This is a genomic window from Nocardia sp. CA-128927, from assembly GCF_050955855.1.
Taxonomy (GTDB): domain Bacteria; phylum Actinomycetota; class Actinomycetes; order Mycobacteriales; family Mycobacteriaceae; genus Nocardia.
Window position 1 is genome coordinate 648815 of the sequence record NZ_CP192087.1, and the last position, 17501, is coordinate 666315.

Genomic DNA, 17501 nt, shown 5'->3' on the forward strand with positions numbered 1-17501 from the left:
GAACCCGTTGGGGATCAGGCCTTTACGCGCTGTGGTCAGTCCGCGTGGCAGGTGATATCGGTGGCGGGCATGGTGCCGTCCCGGAAGTAGGTGTTCACCGCCGAGTACGTGCAAGCATTCTGGTAGCGCCCGAAGATCCAGTGGATCGGGACATCCTGGAGGGTGACCAAGCGGGACGCGCTTAGCTCCTTGTGCAGGTTGACCGCGCCGTCGTAGGCGGTGCGGGTGTCACCGGTGGACTGCACGATCTGGGCAGGCACCGAATTGCGCACCACGGTAGTGGGTTCGGCGGGCGGGGCCCAGAACGCGCACGGTGTGATGTTGTTGGTGAACGCGCCGAACACCGGTTGAGCGGGGCGGGCGGCTTCGATGTTGCGCCAATAGAATTCAGGATCCCGCGGTGTGGCCACATCGCCGCACATGATGGCCATCTGCGACGAGTTGTCTTCCGGCCGCGCCTTCAACGCGTACCCGAGGGTCGCGTCCAACGTCTTGTCCAGCTCGACCGGCTTGCCTGCGGCCGCGTCGGCGATCGTCCGGATCTGACCGGCGAGCATGCCGTACTGCTGCGGGCTGTCCAGCCCGACGAACAGCACCAGTGGCAGCCAATGATCGTCGATCTCGTACTCGCCCAACCGGATCGGCTTGTCCGCAGCCTCTCGGATGAGGTCCTGCACCGCGCCGCGGACCTGGGCCCGGCTGGTACCGAAGTGGTACTCGCCGTCGCGCGCCGCGACCCAATCCGCCCAGAGATCGAGCGCGGCCTCGTTGGCGGGTCCCATCGCCTGCATCATGCCGACCGTCCCGTAGTTGTCCGGATCCGCCGCGCTGTCCAGCACGAATCGGTCGCTGCGTTCGGGGAACATCTGGGTGAACACCGCGCCTAGGTAGGTGCCGTACGAGGTGCCGTAGAAACTGATTCGGTCGACGCCGAAGATGCCGCGGATCACGTCCATGTCCCGCGCGGTGTTGCGGGTGGTGATGTAGGGCAGCCGAGCCGCCTCCGTCGCCACGCAGCGAGCGGCCAGATCACCCTGCGCCACAACCGATTCCGCGAACCCTGCCGCATCGACACCTGCCGACTGCAACCCGACGCCGACCGGCCAGTGGCACTTGATGGGGGAGGAGCGGCCGACGCCGCGCGGGTCCATGCCGATCAGGTCGTAGCGAGCCCGCACGTCGGGGGTCATCGCCTTGCTGACGTCGACCATGAAGTCCAGGCCCGCGCCGCCGGGCCCGCCGGGGTTGGACAGCATGACGCCGCGCTTCTGTGCGGGATCGGTGGCGGCGAGCCGGGATATCGCCACGGTAAGGGTGGCGCCTTGCGGCTCAGCGTAATTCAGCGGCACGCTGACGTTCGCGCACTGCGCGCCCGCCTCGTCCAGTTTCGGATCTCCGCAGGCCTGCCAATCCAGCTGCTGGCTGTAGAAGCGGTCCGGTGCAGGGGTTTCCGGTTGCGCCTCGGCCTCGGGTCCGGCGCAGCCGATCAGACCGGCACAGGCCACCAGACCGGCCAAGGCGACCGTCAGCCCTTTCATACGTCTCACTGTTACTCCTCGAAAGTCATTCGGCCGCAACCGATATCGGAGCGGCGGCACTGAATCGCGGTACTGGTGTGTGGGCAGATCACGAGGCGCACAGGGCGGCATCGAGCACGCTGTTGACCGCCTCGGCGCCCGCTTCGCTGGTCGGCAGCTGGTTCACCGTGACGGTCACCGCGGTGCCGTCGGCGGTCACGCCGTTGCGCGTCTCGAAGCCGGGAATGCTGCCGCCGTGGCCCCACACCTCTTTGCCGCACGGCGTGGTCCGATGGATGAGGGCGAGACCGTAATCGGCGCCGGGCATCCGGTCGAACGGCACGGTGCGCTGCATCTCGGCCAATTGCGCAGGCGCCAAAAGCTTTCCGGCCAGCAGCGCGGTGAAGAACCGGTTCAGATCGGTCGGCGTGGCGACCATATCGCCTGCGGTGCCACCCCAGGACGGGTCGAGGTCGGTGAAATCGACCGACTTACCGCCTACCTCGTGATAGCCCTTGGGATGCGAACCGCGGATGGACGTTTCGCGCGCGGCGGGCACGTAGGTATCGCGCAGACCGAGCGGCTCGATGATCCGGCGGCCGATCTCGGCGGCGGCCGGATTGCCGGTGACCCGCTCGATCAGCAGGCCGGCCACCAGGTAGTTGGTGTTGGTGTACACCGCTTTCGCGCCGGGTTCGAAGTTCGGCGGCGCCGTCATCGCCCGGCGGACCAGATCGGCCATCTCGAAGTGCTGCCACCGCAGGGCCTCGTCGTCCGGGTTCAGCTGTTCGGAATGATCCCGCTGGACGCCGTCGGCGCTGCCGTGGCCGAGGTAGTCCGGAATGCCGCTGGTGTGCTGCAACAGCTGGCGCACCGAGATCCGGTTGCCGTCGTTGCCATTGCCCTGTACCACCCCGGGCAGGTACCGCTCGATCGGCGCGTCCAGTTCCACCTTGCCCTCGGCGACCAACTGCATGATCACTGTCGACACGAATGTCTTTGTGTTGCTACCGATTCGGACGCGACCGTCGTCCGGGAACGGTGCGCCGGTGTCCCGGTCGCCGACTCCCGCGGTGAAGGTGCGATGCCCGCCGGGTCCGTCGATCACCACCTGCACACCGGGAAAACCGTTGCGCACCACGCTATCCATCGCGGTGGCGACGGCGGGCGGTGCCGTTTTCGCCGAAGTATCCGACGTACCCTCCGACGTCGCACCGCCACACGCGGACGCGGCGAGCACCGCGCCGACCGCTACGGCCGCCAGGGCCGCTTTCCCGGAGTTACGCCGAAATGGGTTCATGAGCAGTGATTTCCTCCTGTTCGAGCCGGAGGCATGGGTGCATCCCCGACGCTTTCGAGCCTAGGAATCGGCACCCGTCCCGCCCATGCCACGCGCACCCGAATACCGGGTATCGCCTGCTGGCCTTGCGTGGTGTAGCTAGCACCACCACGGCAGTCCGGTGCGCAATGAGTGGCGACCGCTCAGAGTGCGTGCAAACATACGGTGACTGGGATCTGTACATCTTCTACCGATCCCGAGCTGCCGAAAGGGGACGCCTGGCCGAGTCGGGTGTCCCCTTTCCGGTCCATACCAGGGCCGGATCAATTGGCCGTCACGAAAAACTCACCAAACCATTGGTTGGATGTCTGATCTATGACGTGAGTTCATCATTGGCTCATCGGAGACTTAGTAGGGGCAAGGTGGCCGGAGACGTCGGACGATTGTCTACGTTCACTGTCGAACGATCGACGGTCGGAGAGAGGACCGAATGCTGAAGTTCGCTGTACTCGGCGAGGTGCGTGCGTGGCGTGATGAGCTGGAGCTCGATCTCGGCTCCAAGCAGCGCCGAGCCTTGCTGGCAGCTTTGTTGCTGCGCAGCGGACGTTCGGCGACGGTGCCGGAACTCATCGACGGCGTCTGGGGCGAGCATCCGACGCCGAGTGCGATCGGCGCGCTGCGCAACCACATCCTGCATCTGCGCCGGGCACTCGAGCCGGACCGCGCGTCCGGCGCGCCCGCCACGGTGCTCGTCGGGTTCGGCGGCGGCTACGCGCTGCGGCTGCCGCCGGGCGTGGTCGACGTGGAGACGGTCGAGGACATGCTGCTCGAGGTCCAGCCGGAACGGATCGGCACGGAGCCCGCGCACGCGGTCGAGCTGGTCCGCGAACGACTCGATGCCGCGCTGCGGCTCTGGTCGGGCACGCCGCTGGCCGGGCTGCCGGGTCCGTTCGCGGATCGGCAGCGTACCCAGCTGATCGAACGGCGGGTCGCGCTGCTGGAACAGCGGATCGAGCTGGACCTGCGCCTCGGCCGCTATCCGGAGGTGATCGCGGAGCTGACCCCGCTGTGCGGCGAGCACCCGATGCGCGAGCAGCTGCGCGGCCTGCTGATGACCGCTATGTACCACGCGGGCAGGCAGGCCGAGGCGCTCGCGGTGTACGCCGACACCCGCAAGGTGCTCATCGAACGGCTCGGCATCGAACCCGGACAGCAGCTCGCCGAACTGCACCAGCGCATCCTGCGGGCGGATCTGCGTGCGCCACAACGAGATACCGAGAACGCGGCGGTGATCGTGCGGCCGCCGCGCCGCACGGTGGGCCGGGTCGCGCAGCTGCCCGCCGACGTCGTCGACTTCACCGGCCGCACCGATACGGTCCGGCGGATCAGCGAATGGCTCACCCGCACGGACGGTTTCGCGGTGCCGGTGTGCGTGATCGGCGGCATGGGCGGAATCGGCAAGAGCGCGTTGGCGGTACACGTCGGCCATCGCGTCCGGGACCGGTTCCCGGACGGCCAACTGCACGTCGATATGCACGGCTTCGCGCAGGCCCGTGGTCGCGGTCCTGGCTGCCGCTCCGGCACCCCGGCCGCCGACACGCTCGGCGATTTCCTGCGCGCCCTCGGCATTCCGGAGGGCGAGATCGCGCCGACGCTCGCCGAGCGCTCGGCCCAGTTCCGCAGCTTCCTCGACGGCAAGCGGGTGCTCGTCGTGCTGGACAACGCGCGCGACAGCGACCAGGTGGCCCCGCTGATCCCCGGCACGCCGGGCTCTGCGGTGCTCATCACCAGCCGCTCGTCCATGCCCGAATTACCCTGCGTGGTTGGTGTTCTCGGCGTACGACTCGATGTGCTTGCCCGACCCGAGGCGCGCACCCTGCTCGCCGGGATCGCGGGGTTGCGTCGCGTCGCCGCCGAACCCGGCGCGGTGGACAGCGTGCTCACCGCGTGCGGCGGGCTGCCGCTGGCCGTCCGGATCGTCGGCGCGCGGCTGGCGGCCCGGCCGAGCTGGAGCATCAGCAGCCTGGCCGAGCGGCTGGAGGACGAGAAGCAACGGCTCGGCACCCTGCGCAGCGGCGACCTCGCGGTCGAGGCGGCGTTCCGGCTCAGCTACGACCAGCTCGATTGCGCACAGGCCAGGGCCTTTCGGATGTTGGCGGTGCCGGAGGTCGCGGAGATCTCCCTGGACGGCGCGGCCGCGATCCTCGGCTCGGATCGGATGCTGGTCGAGGAACTCTGCGAGTCGCTCGTCGACCTGAACCTGATGGAGACCAGCGCGTCCGGGCGCTACACCTACCACGATCTGCCCCGCCTGTTCGCGCGCGAACTGCACCTCGGCCACGACGCCACCGAGCCGGTGTCCGGCGTGCTGATCCGGCTGCTCGACTTCTATCTGGCTACCATGAAAAACCTGATGGCGGTGTGCAATCCGGGGTCACGACTACCGGAACACCTGGTAGACACCGCCGCTGCCGGGCTGTCCTTCACCGACAGTATCGCCGCACAATACTGGCTGGATATCGAGCGACCGAACCTGATCTCGATTTACGAGCAGACCGCACGGGTGGGCGGTCCCGCGCTCGCGCTCGCCGCCGATATCGCCTGGGCCAGCGCGGAATTGATCGACGGCGGGCCGCACTGCCAGGAACTGTCGCGGGCGCTGAACAAGCTGCTCGACTCGACCGTGCGGGCCGGGGACCGTCGCGCCGAATGCCGGGTCCGGGTGACCCTCGGCACGATCTACAGCTACTCCCTCGGCACGCTGCGCCAAGGCCGCGATCACGTGCGCGTCGCGCTGTCCCTGTCACCGGCCTCGGCCAGTGACGTCCGGCTGATCGCGTTCGCCGGGCAGCTGCTCGCCTCGTCGACCAGGATGGGCAGCGAGACGGCGGCCTCGATCGCGCACGCGCAACGCGCGATCCGGCTGGCCCGGCGGGTGGAGGACCCCGCGGTCGAATGCGCCAGCCTGGTGCACATGGCCAAAACCCTCTCGGACGCAGGCAAATACACCGAGTCCCAGGAGCGGGCCACCGAGGCGAAGACCCTGGCCGCCAAGGTCGGCAACGCCGCGCTGGAGGCGATGGCGACACACGAGCTCGGCGCGAGTCGCGGATACCAGGGCGACCATCGGCACGCCATCGAGCTGTGCCGCGAGTCGGTCCAGCTGGCCCGGCTCAGCGGGGTGGAACTGCGCGAAGGCTGGGCGCTGGCGCGGCTGGCACACGTGCACATGATGGCCGGGGAGCTGGTCGAGGCCGAACCGATCGCCGACGCGGCGATCCGGATGCTCAACCGCGCGATCGGGCCGCTGTCCAGGGCCCGGGTGCTGGTGATGCACGGGCTGATCCTGCAGGCGGTCGGCCGGACCCATCAGGCGTATTGCGTATACCGTTCGGCGGCAGAGGCTTTCGCGTTGATGGAGGACGCGCACTTCACCCACGAGCGGCTCAACGGCGAGGTGGAGGCGCCGATCCTGGCGCTGCTCGGCGAGCACCTCGACCAGGTGATCGCCGAACGTAATCAGCGCCGCGCCAGCGGCCCGGGCGCCGGATAACTACGAAAAGCGGGAAGCCCGAATGGACTTCCCGCTTTCGTTGTCGAAAGCAGGCTCAGTGGCCGCCGTTGTCCTTCAGCCGCTGGATCGAGGCGGTCACCTCGGTCTCGGCCTCGGTGCGGCCGACCCACTCGGAGCCCTTGACGAACTTGCCGGGCTCGAGATCCTTGTAGCGCTCGAAGAAGTGCTTGATCGCGGCCAGCTCGAACTCGGGCACATCCTTCAGGTCCTGGATGTGCTCCCAGCGGGGATCGCCGGCCGGCACGCACAGCACCTTGTCGTCGCCGCCTGCCTCGTCGACCATCTTGTACATCGCCACCGGGCGCACCTCGATGAGGCAGCCGGGGAACACCGACTCGGGCAGCAGGACCAGCGCGTCCAGCGGGTCACCGTCCTCGCCGAGGGTGTTCTCGATGTAGCCGTAGTCGGCGGGGTAGACCATGGACGTGTAGAGGTGCCGATCGAGCCGGACCCGTCCGGTCTCGTGATCGACCTCGTACTTGTTCCGAGAGCCCTTGGGGATCTCGATGGTGACGTCGAACTCCACGCCATCTCCTTCGGTGCATCTATGAGCATGAGCAGTCACGACTGCCGACTCGCCAGGTTGTTCGGGGGAACGGTTGCGCAACGAGGATAGTGTGGTCGGCGGGGACATGGGTGCGGCAGGCGGCTGCTGCGGAAATCAGTCGAGGAGAGCTGCGGGCTGTGGTTGGTAAGAACATCGGTGGCTTGGCTGCCCGGCGGCGCCGCAACATCTGGATCGGACTCGGCGTCACGCTCGCCGTCGTCCTCGCGGCGGGTGGTGGCGTGCTGCTCACGGTGAAGCCGTGGACCGACGAATTCCGGCACGGCGGGCTGAGCACGGCCGCGCCGCCCGCACCGGTCCGCCCGTACCCACAGGTCGCGCCCGCGCCGTCGAACGCGCCAGCGCCGAGCCCGGCCGGGGTGGCCGCCGCGCTCGCCGCGGTCATCGGCAATCCCGATCTCGGCGCCTTCGCCGGGCAGGTCACCGACGCCGACAGCGCGACGGTGCTGTGGAGCGGCGACCCGACCCGGCCGATGATTCCATCGTCGACCGCGAAGATCCTGACCACGGCCGCCGCGCTGCTGACGCTGCCGGACGACCATCGGCTGATCACCAAGGTGGTCGCGGGCGCCGCGCCGAACGAGCTGGTGCTGGTCGGCGGCGGCGATCCGACGCTCACCGCCGAGCCGGAGGGCAAGGGCTACTACCCGAAGGGTGCGCGGGTGTCCGACCTGGTCGCCCAGATCAAGAACTCGGGCCGGGCCGTCGACACGATCGTGGTCGACACCTCGGCCTACACCGGGCCGAGCATGGCGAAGGGCTGGGACCCGATCGACATCCACGACGGCTCGATCGCGCCGATGGAGTCGGTGATGATCGACGGCGGCCGACTGCAACCGCTGGTCGAGTACTCGCCGCGCACCCCGACGCCCGCGCTCGATGCCGGGCGCAGGCTGGCCACCGAGCTCGGTCTCGACCCCGCCCGCGTGCGCATCGGCAATGCGGCGCCCGCCGCCGCCGAGGTGGCGAGCGTGCAGTCCGCGCCGCTGCGCGACCGGCTGCGCGACATGATGGTCTACTCCGACAACATCCTCGCCGAGGCGGTCGGGCGCGAGATCTCCGTCGCGACCGGCGGCGAGGCCTCGTTCACCGGGGCGGTGACCGCGGTGAGCACCGCGCTCGGCAAGGCGGGCTTCGACCTGGCCGGGCTGGATATGCACGACAACAGCGGGTTGTCGGTGGACGACCGCATTCCGGCCAAGCTGCTCGACCGGGTCGTCGCGACGGCGGCCAAGCCGAGCGCGTCGACGGCGGTGCAGCCCGCCAACACCATGGCGCGGCCCGAAAACGACCGGCTCGCATCGACTTTGGCGCCGCTGCTGGACGACCTGCCGATCGCGGGCGCGACCGGCTCGTTGACCAGCCGCTATGTCGCAAACAATCGGCAGGGCGCCGGGTTCGTCCGGGCCAAGACCGGAACTCTGTCGGTGTCCAGCGCGTTGGTCGGGTATGTGCTCGACGCCGATGGGCGGGTGCTGACCTTCGCGTTGATGTCGAACGATCGACCGCCGGAGGTGAGCAGGCCCGCATTGGACGCGATCGCAGGCACGCTACGCAACTGTGGATGCTCGTGACGGGTGGTTGACAATGCACGGAGAAAGTTCCGACCCAGCTGATACCGGCACGGGTTCGGTCGAGCCCGCCGCCAACGGTGTGGTCGAGAAGTCCAAGGCCCGCTCGGGGTTCTCCGGTGCCGTCGACTGGAAGCTGGCCGCCAAGACCGGCGCCGCCCTGGTGCCGTCCGGCCCGCGCACCTCGCGCTACTCGGCCGAGCAGGTCGTCGCCGAATTGGCCGTCGCTTCCGAGCGGGCCGAGGGACCGGTCCGGGAAGTGAGCGGGCTGCTCGACGACCAGCCGGTGCCCGCCGCCCGGATCGTCGACCGGCCCGGCTGGATCGAGGCGGCCGCCGACTCGATGGCCCAGCTGACCGGCACCGGCGGCGACACCGGCGACCGCGGGCTGCTGCAAGGCAAACCGGCGGGCGTGCAGGCGGGCGCGATGCTCGCGTTCCTGTCCACCGCGATCCTCGGCCAGTACGACCCGTTCACCGGGCCGGACGGCACGCTGCTGCTCGTCGCGCCGAACATCATGGCGGTGGAGCGCGCGCTAGGCGTCTCGCCGAGCGACTTCCGGCTCTGGGTCTGCTTGCACGAGGTGACGCACCGGGTGCAGTTCTCCTCGGCACCGTGGCTGGCCGATTACATGCGCGCCAATGTCGAGGTGCTCGGTGACGTCGGCGACGAGCCGCTCAACGAGATGCTGTCCCGATTGCTGGAGGAAGTCCGCGATCGACGTCGCGGGACAACCCCCGACGATCCTGCTGCTCGTGGCGTGGTCGGCCTACTGCGGGCCACTCAGGCTCCGCCGCAGCGCGAGGCTCTCGATCGGCTGCTCATGCTCGGCACGCTGCTGGAAGGGCACGCCGATCACGTCATGGACGCCGTTGGGCCCGCCGTCGTTCCCTCGGTCGAACAGATTCGCTCCGCGTTCGACCAGCGGCGTAAGCGTCCGACCAACCCGTTGCAGCGGATCATGCGCGCACTGCTCGGGGTGGACGCGAAGGTCGCGCAGTACGTCCGTGGCAAGGCATTCGTGGACGACGTCGTAGGCCGGGTCGGCATGGAACGTTTCAACACCATCTGGACCAACGCCGAAACCCTGCCCCGCACAGACGAAATCGAGACCCCCGAACGCTGGGTCACCCGCGTCCTCGGCTAGCACCGCGATCGTGCACCGATCGACTCCTCGAAGCCGTTCAGGTGGGGTCGGTACGCTCCGGTTATGGGTTCGCGTGGACCGGTAGCTGAGCCGCGTCGGTTGCCGGAGACGGCGGCGGTGCTGGCGGTGCGGCGCGCTGTCCGGGACTGGGTTGTCTCGTACGCGCCGGGTGGCGGCGCTGAGACAGCGGTCGCGCTGTCCGGCGGGGCGGATTCGTTGGCTCTCACCGCTGCGGCCGTTGTCGAGGTGGGAGCGGTCGACGCCCTAGTGATCGACCACCAATTGCAAGCTGGCTCCGAAGTGGTTGCCGCGGATGCTGCTGCGGCGGCGCTCGCGCTCGGATGTCGGTCGGCTCGGGTGATCGCGGTGCAGGTCGAGGGCAACGGGGGAATGGAGGCGGCCGCTCGGCGTGCTCGCTATGCGGCGTTGGACGAGGCGCGGGGTGGGCTGCCGGTTCTGCTCGGGCACACCCTCGATGATCAGGCCGAAACCGTGTTGCTCGGGCTGGCGCGCGGGTCCGGCGGGCGTTCGATTCACGGGATGGCCGCATGGGCCGAGCCTTGGGGTCGTCCGCTGCTCGGAGTGCGGCGGGCGGTGACGCGGCAGTTGTGTGCGGACCTGGCGGTGTCACCGTACGAAGATCCGCACAACGCGGCGCCCGAGTTCACCAGGGTTCGATTGCGCACCGAGGTGTTGCCGCTGCTGGAGGACGTGCTCGGTGGCGGGGTCGCCGCGGCGCTCGCGCGGACCGCCGATCAGCTGCGCGAGGACGGCGCGGTGCTCGACGCGCTCGCGGGTGAGCTGCTGCACACCGCGAGTGATGGGGAGACGTTGTCGATCGAGACGCTCGCCACTGCGCCCGCCGCGTTGCGCCGCCGGGCGATCCGGGCGTGGCTGCTCGCGGGCGGGGCGAAAGCGCTGACCGGCAAGCATTTACATGCGGTGGATGAGCTGATCACCGATTGGCGTGGGCAGGGTGGGATCGCGGTGGGTGGCGGGCGCGCGGGGAGCAGGTTGGTCGCGGCGCGTGAACATGGCAGGCTGACACTGCGGCGTGAGCGTCAGGCCCGAAGGCGGTAGCGAAGCGTGACCACGCAGGGCCAGGGAACGCCGCCAGTGTTACTGCGTCTGCGCAGCGGCTGATGACACATAATGGGTCGGCCGTCCGGGAGCGAAAACCAGAAGGGAACAGCTGACGTGTACGGGGACGACATCGCGTCTGTTCTGATCACCGAGGAAGAGATCGCCGCCAAGACGAATGAGCTGGCCGAGCTCATCGCCAAGCGCTATCCCGCCGATGCCCCCGAGGGCGACCTGCTGCTGATAGGCGTGCTCAAGGGTGCGATCTTCTTCATGACCGACCTGGCCAAGGCGCTGCCGATCCCGACCCAGATGGAGTTCATGGCCGTCTCGTCGTACGGGTCGTCCACCTCGTCCTCCGGCGTGGTCCGCATCATGAAAGACCTGGACAAGGACATCGCGGGCCGCAATGTGCTGATCGTCGAGGACATCATCGACTCGGGCCTGACGCTGTCCTGGCTCAAGCGCAACCTGTCCACCCGCAACCCGGCCTCGCTCGAGGTGGTCACCCTGCTGCGCAAGCCGGACGCGCTACGCACCCACGTCGACGTCGCGCACGTCGGCTTCGACATCCCGAACGAATTCGTCGTCGGCTACGGCCTCGACTACGCGGAGCGCTACCGCGACCTGCCCTACATCGGCACCCTCGACCCGAAGGTCTACTCCTAGCGGTCCGGCAGGATGCCGAAAATCGTTGCGGGAGAACCGGAACCGCGGCGATAGATGGGTCCGCCGACCAGGATCCAGGCGCCGGTCGCGGGAATCGCGGCCAGGTTGGCCAGGCATTCCAGGCTGATCCGGTGATCGCCGTAGAGCAGCTTGGACACCGCGTAGGTCTCATCGGTGCCCAGGTCGGGGCCGAACGTATCGATGCCGAGCGCGCCACGATGGCCGAGCCGTCCGGTGCGCAGCAGCCACTCGATGGTCTCGACCGCGAAACCCGGCTGATGGCCTGCGAATTCGGCCGTGCCGAGGAACTCCGCGGTGCCCCACTTGCTATCCCAGCCCGTCCAAGCGATCACCGCCGCGCCATTCGGGATGCGCCCGTGCCGCCCCTCCCACTGCTTCAGATCGGCGACCGTGATCGGATAGTCGCGATCGCTGGCGCACCGCTCGCGGACGTCGATCTTCACCGCGGGCAGCAGTAGATCATCGAGCTCGAGTTCGTCCGCGCCGAGACCGTCGGAGTGGAAGTGAATCGGTGCGCCCCAATGGGTTCCGGTGTGCTCGCCCTGCTGGATATAGCGCAGGTAGTAGCCGTCGTTGGCGACCGTCGCGACGATATCGGTGCGGAACTCCGGATCGTCCGGATACAGCGGCGTGGTGGCCGGGTCGTGCACGTGCGACAGGCTCACCAGCCGGCCGAGCGGGCGCGGCGAGGTCATCGCTTCCGCTGCGGGATGGCCCGCGCGAGCGCCAGCAGGTCGGCCTCGAGCCAGCGGAACAACCGGTAGGTAACCACGAAAGCCAGAATGCCACCCACGCTGAGCAAGCGCACCGGAACGATCACCAACTCCAGATCCCCGGCGTCGACGAAGGTCGCGCCCGCCACCCCGAGCAGCGGCACCGACGCCGCGACGCCGAGGTAGAAGTTGCCGCGCCGGGCCAGATTTCGCAGCTGGCGTTCGTCGCCGGGACCGATTCCGCCGCGCACCAGCAACTGTGGATACACCGAGCGTACCGCGTAGACCATGATCGGGAAGAACGGATAGGCCAGCGCGATGGCGGCGCAAACCACCTGTGCCGCAAAGAAATGCAGGAACGTCTTCGGTGGCAGATCGACACCGGTGAAGGCCAGGCCGAGCGGCCAGATCACGCCCGCGGCGAGCCAGAAGCCGAACGGCACCAGCACCGCCCAGTCGCCCATCAGCAAGGTGTCGCGGCGCGCCTTCGCCAGCGTGCGCGCGGAATACTCACGGCCGCGGGCCAACCGGAATCCGATGGTCAGCGGCCTGCGGGTGAGGAAGATCAGCAGTAGTGCCGCGACCGGGAAGGCGATCAGGTTGTTGACCAACCCGACCGTGGCGAACTTGTGCTGATCCGCCTCCGACATCCGATCGATGATCAGGGACTGATTCAGCTGGATGTTGTACCAACTCGCGAGCACGTTCGGCACGCCGATGCACAACGCCGCGAACGGGATCAGCCAGCCGCGCGCCCGGTGGGCCAGGCTGGTCGGCGGCGGATCGGCCAGGTTCCGGGCGCGGGCGTCCAGGCACAGGTCGAGCTGCCCGGCCAGTTCGGCGCCATTGCGCCAGCGTCGTTTCGGCTCGGCGTGCAGGCAGTCCAGCAGCACTCGGCGCAGAGCCGCCGGTGTGTCTGCGGTCAGTTGGGACAGCGCCGTCGCGGTGACGCCGTCGCGGCGTACGGCGAGCATTCGCGCGTAGGTCTCGGCCGGTGTTTCGCTTGCTCGCGGGGTGTCGTCGAACGGGCTTGCGCCCGTGAGCATTTCCCACAGCAACACGCCCAGCGAGTAGATATCACTGCGGGTGCCCGGTGCGGGCACGCTCGGGTCGACGAGTCTGGCCAGCTGTTCCGGCGACCGGTACGGCAGCGAATCATCCACGTGCTGAGTCGAATTCACCCCTGCCGGGCGTGGGCCCGATTCGCTCAACGCGAAGTCGGCCAGTTTCGGAATACCCTCGGCGGTGAACAGCACGTTCGCGGGTTTGATGTCGTGGTGCAGCACCCCGTGGTGCTCCGCGTAGTCCAGCGCGTCGGCCAGCCGCCTGCCCACCCAGGCCACCGTCTCCGGCCAGCTCAACGCCGCGATCTCGGCCCGCACACTCGAATCCGACGGCCGGATCTCGCCTTTCGCCTCCATCGCCGCATCGATGGCCAGCAGCAGCAGCGCGCCGCCGTCGGACTCGGGACCGGTGCGTCGCTGGTCGAGTACGCCGACCGCGGTTCCGCCGGGCAGGTACTGCATGTAGACGAGGCGGGGCGCGCCGGCGCCGAGGAGCGAGCGGGCGGTGTCGACTGGGGTGCCGCTGTCTCGTGCGACGCGTCCGCCGGGGAAGGCCAGAGCGTCCGTTCGCGTGGGTCGTGGGAAGTCGGTGCTGCGACCACGCGGGGTGGCGGCCGTCGCGTCGTCGTTGTGTCCCAGTGGATTACCGCTCACCGCAGTGCGATCGGAGTCGACCGTGTCGTCGCCTGTCGGACTACCGTCGCGTGCGGTTTCGTCTGGGTCGCGGCCAGGCGAGCTGGCGACGGTGGCGTCACCACCCGCGACGGTGGCATCGTCGGCCGATGACCTGCGGCTGGTCGCGGTGCTCTCGGCGTCGAAAGCGAGCGGGTTGGCGACGGTGGCGTCGTCCGTGACCGGGCGCGGCACGCTGTGGAAGCCGGGTGCGTGTGAGCGGGCGACCAGTCCCGGTCGATCACCGGTGTCGCGGACGGAAGCGTCTGTCTCCCAGACGAACGGGTCGTCGAGGTCCTGAGATGGGCCGGTGCTCAGCAGTCGCTGGTCGAAGACGCGGACGATGTGCGCGTGATCGAGCTGCGCCATGGTGTGCGGCGCGGTCGCCCGGCCCGCCGAAAGGCGCACCGCGACAAGTCGTTGCATGGAGCGCTGCCTGGCCAGGAAGACGCGGCCGAGGACGCCGGTGCCCAGGTCGGTGATCAGGTCGAAGTCGTCGATCTGCCGACCGGGGGCCAGATCGGCCAGTGCGGCAACGGCTTCGGTCGATTCCGCCGTGCCGTAGTCGGCCGTGCTGTCGTCGATGTCGAAGGCGGCGAGGCGTTCTCGTACCTCGGCCGCGAGATCGGGGTACTCGGTGAGGAATTCCTCGATGGCCAGCGGCGCGTGGCGGCGGCGCGCCAGGAACTCCTCGCAGAGCAGGTCGGCCAGCCCGGGACAGTGCTCGACCTCCGGAAATTCCTTGCGGTACTCGGCAATCCGCTTGCCGAGCTCGGCATCCCTGGCCCAACGCTCGCGCAGGTCGATGCGCAGCAGATCGGCCAGCACCGCGAGGCGCACCTGGCTGCCGTCGGGCACGTAGTCCGCGATGCGCGGCGGCGCGAAGAGCTCGGCGCGCAGGCTGCGTTGCCAATCGGCGGCGAACCGGGCGACGGCATCGGCGCGCGACGAGCTCACGTGCGAGTCTCCACCACGGTCGGCCCGCTTTCATCGAGGTCGGCTGGTTCTACCGCAACGGTATTCGCCCCGGCCCAGTCCGGCGCGACGACCCGCTCCAGCGCGCGCAGATCGGACTCCAGTGCGCGGAACAGCAGGTAGGAGACGACGAACGCGATGATGCCGCCCGCACACAACACCCGGACCGCGAAGATCACCATCGGAATATCGGACGGCGGAAGGAAAGTCACCCCCGCCACTGCGAGCAGTGGCACCGACGCCGCGACCGCGAGGTATCCGTTGCACCTGCGGTCGAGCCCACGCAGCCGCACCGCATCCTCGGCGCTGATCTCCCCATGCCGCAGGAAGATCGGGTAGATGCAGCGGACCATGTAGAAGGTCACCAGGAAGAACGGGTACGCCACCGCGATGGCGCCACACACCACCAGTGACGCGAGAAAGTGCACCACCGCGCGCGCCGGTACGTCGCCGGTCGCCAGTTGCATCGCGATCGGGAAGGTAAGGCCCGCAACCACCCACAGCGAAAAGGCCACGATCACTGCTCGGTCGCCGAGCCGCAGCGCGTCGGATCTGGCCCGCCGAAGTGTCTCCGGGTCGTACCGACGCCCTTTACGCAGCCCGCGCGGCACCGTCAGCAGATATCGCGACATGTACACCATGAGCGCGATGCCGAACGGCCAGAAAACCGCGTTCACCACGCTCGTGACGATGACAAAGGTGTGCTGGGCGTCCTGGTTGAGCCGGTCGATGATCAGGTGTTGGTTGTGCTGGATGTTGTACACCGCGGCAAGAACATTCGGCAGTCCGATGGCGAGGACGACCACCAGCACGAGCCACGGGCGCAGTCGGCGCCGCCAGCTGTCGGGGGCCGGATCGACCAGTTCGCGCGCGCGGGCATCCATGCACAGGTCCAATTGCTTGGCCAGCACCGAACCGTTCGCCCACCGCTGCGTCCGCTCCGGCGAAAGACAACTCAGCAGCACCCGCCGCAGCGCCGCCGGGCAATCCGACGGAACCCGTTCCAGCGCAGCCGCGTCCACCCCGGCGCTGCGCCGCTCCAGCATGGCCTCCAGCGTCGTATCGTCGCCGGGGTTGTCGGCGCCCGCGGTGCTGTCGTCGAACGGTTTCGCGCCGGTGAGCAGTTCCCACAGCACCACCCCGAGCGAGTAGATATCCGCGCGCGTATCCAAATCCGCCGCGCTGCGGCCGAATCCGGGATGGCAGGCCTCCAGTTGCTCTGGCGACATGTACGCCAGCGAGCCGCCGAAATAGGCCACCGGACTGGTGCCCTCGACATTGCGGCTGAAGCTGATGTTGAAGTCGGCGAGCTTCGGCACCGCCTCGGCGGTCAGCAGCACATTGGCCGGTTTCACGTCGCGGTGCAGCACGCCGTGCGCCGAAGCGTAGTCGAGCGCCTCGGCCAGCCTGCGGCCCAGCCACGCGACCGTCTCCGGCCAGCTGAGCGCGGCGATCTCGGCGCGCACGCTGGAGTCCGTCGGCCGGATCTCGCCCTTCTCCTCCATCGCCGCGTCGACCGCGTCGAGCAGCAGCTGACCGCTGCGTTCCTCGGGCGGGGTGGCCCGCACCCAGCGCAGCACGCCGAGCAGCGTGCCACCGGGCAGGAACTGCATGTAGAGCAGCCGCAGCCGGCGCGCGGCACCGCCACCGGCATCCTCGAGCAGCCGCTGGTCGAAGACCCGCACGATGTAGTCGTGGTCGAGCTGGGCCAGCGTCTGCGGCTCGGTGCCGTGATCGGCGGAGATCTTCACCGCGACCAGTCGCTGCAGCGAGCGCTGCCTGGCCAGGAAGACACGGGCGAACGCGCCGCTGCCCAGCCCGGTCAACAGGTCGAAATCATCGATCCGCTGGCCGATTTCGATGCGGTCGAGCAGGTCGAGCCGGCCCGGCCCGGTGCCGACCGTGGTGGGCATGGCTGTCGCCGTTCCCGTCAGATCGGTGGTGGTCGCTCGGGTCACTTCTGAACTACGAGTGGGCTCGGTGGTTCGGTTCAATTCGTTATCGACGAACGCGGCTCTGGTGCGCGCGAGCGCGGTCCGGGTGGAATCCTCCAGCGCCGCCCGGCGGGTGCTCTGATCGACATCATCGGCGTTCAGCAACGCCCGAAGTTCGGTCGCCTGGTGTGGATATTCGCGCAGACATTCGCGCGGATCCACCCGTTCGCCGCTGTGCCTGCGGATGACGAACTCTTCGTACACCAGACCGGCCGGGATACTGCCCGCTTCGAGTTCTGGAAATTCGGCGCAGTATTCGGCGAGACGTTTGCGGGGCTCGGGCTCTGCCGACGGGCTGGTTCCGAGCACGGTTCGGCGCAACCAGCGATGCCGCAGGTCGACGCGGATCAGCTCGAGCAGCGCCTCGGTGCGCAGCGTGCGCGCGTCGGGCAGGTACTCGGCGATCTCGGGCGGGCGGCGGGTGGATTCGTAGGCGGCGTCTTCCCACGCGGCGGAGAAGGCTGCCACGACGCTGAATTCGGTACGCAGCGGGTGGTTGCCAATACCAGCGCTCGCATCGAAAGCTGCGGCGGAATCGGAACTTCTATCGGAGTCGGCACTCATTCTCGGACCTAGTGGCTGCGGCGGACACCGAAGAATCCGCACTGGTCGGTCGGTGGATGTGTCGGAGAAATTCTCCGCCACACCCGACGCCATCGT

The 17501-nt window shown here is 68.6% G+C and carries 11 protein-coding genes; 5 read left to right on the forward strand and 6 right to left on the reverse strand.

Annotated elements, in window-relative coordinates:
* Positions 1–35: 35 nt before the first annotated feature.
* Both ACQPW1_RS03190 and ACQPW1_RS03195 read right to left on the reverse strand, forming a co-directional pair.
* Positions 36–1538 (reverse strand): alpha/beta fold hydrolase, encoded by a 1503-nt coding sequence (locus ACQPW1_RS03190; protein ID WP_433665118.1) that lies wholly within the window; start codon positions 1536–1538, stop codon positions 36–38.
* An 88-nt stretch (positions 1539–1626) separates the two neighbouring features.
* Positions 1627–2817, reverse strand: a complete 1191-nt coding sequence (locus ACQPW1_RS03195) for a serine hydrolase domain-containing protein (protein ID WP_433661287.1) — start codon at positions 2815–2817, stop codon at positions 1627–1629.
* Positions 2818–3286: 469 nt separating this feature from the next.
* Here ACQPW1_RS03195 and ACQPW1_RS03200 point away from each other — a divergent pair, with 469 nt between their 5' ends.
* Complete coding sequence (locus ACQPW1_RS03200) at positions 3287–6349, forward strand: AfsR/SARP family transcriptional regulator (protein WP_433661288.1); 3063 nt, start codon at positions 3287–3289, stop codon at positions 6347–6349.
* Between the two features lie 55 nt (positions 6350–6404).
* Here the strand turns inward: ACQPW1_RS03200 and ACQPW1_RS03205 are convergent, their stop codons facing one another.
* Entirely contained in the window at positions 6405–6896 is a 492-nt protein-coding gene (locus ACQPW1_RS03205) for an inorganic diphosphatase (protein ID WP_433661289.1), read from the reverse strand.
* A 173-nt stretch (positions 6897–7069) separates the two neighbouring features.
* On the opposite strand from ACQPW1_RS03205, the gene dacB reads away from it, so the two are divergent.
* The 4 genes from dacB (at position 7070) to hpt (ending at position 11402) form a co-directional block, all read left to right on the forward strand.
* On the forward strand, positions 7070–8509 hold the full coding sequence (gene dacB, locus ACQPW1_RS03210) for a D-alanyl-D-alanine carboxypeptidase/D-alanyl-D-alanine endopeptidase (protein ID WP_433665119.1): 1440 nt from the start codon (positions 7070–7072) through the stop codon (positions 8507–8509).
* A 13-nt stretch (positions 8510–8522) separates the two neighbouring features.
* Positions 8523–9653 carry a zinc-dependent metalloprotease gene (locus ACQPW1_RS03215; RefSeq protein WP_433661290.1) on the forward strand — a complete coding sequence of 377 codons (1131 nt, stop codon included), beginning with the start codon at positions 8523–8525 and terminating at the stop codon, positions 9651–9653.
* 63 nt (positions 9654–9716) lie between these two features.
* On the forward strand, positions 9717–10733 hold the full coding sequence (tilS, locus tag ACQPW1_RS03220) for a tRNA lysidine(34) synthetase TilS (RefSeq protein WP_433661291.1): 1017 nt from the start codon (positions 9717–9719) through the stop codon (positions 10731–10733).
* 117 nt (positions 10734–10850) lie between these two features.
* Entirely contained in the window at positions 10851–11402 is a 552-nt protein-coding gene (gene hpt / locus ACQPW1_RS03225; protein ID WP_433661292.1) for a hypoxanthine phosphoribosyltransferase, read from the forward strand.
* Here hpt and ACQPW1_RS03230 read toward each other — a convergent pair.
* The 3 genes from ACQPW1_RS03230 to ACQPW1_RS03240 are packed head-to-tail and all read right to left on the reverse strand — an operon-like array spanning position 11399 to position 17405.
* Entirely contained in the window at positions 11399–12118 is a 720-nt protein-coding gene (locus ACQPW1_RS03230; RefSeq protein ID WP_433661293.1) for a cyclase family protein, read from the reverse strand. The two genes, hpt and ACQPW1_RS03230, sit on opposite strands and share 4 nt — an antisense overlap.
* Positions 12115–14829: a serine/threonine-protein kinase gene (locus tag ACQPW1_RS03235; protein WP_433661294.1), complete on the reverse strand. Its 2715-nt coding sequence runs from the start codon at positions 14827–14829 to the stop codon at positions 12115–12117. The genes ACQPW1_RS03230 and ACQPW1_RS03235 overlap by 4 nt, the downstream gene beginning before the upstream one ends.
* Positions 14826–17405, reverse strand: coding sequence for a serine/threonine-protein kinase (locus ACQPW1_RS03240; protein WP_433661295.1), 2580 nt, complete (start codon positions 17403–17405; stop codon positions 14826–14828). The genes ACQPW1_RS03235 and ACQPW1_RS03240 overlap by 4 nt, the downstream gene beginning before the upstream one ends.
* Positions 17406–17501: the final 96 nt, after the last annotated feature.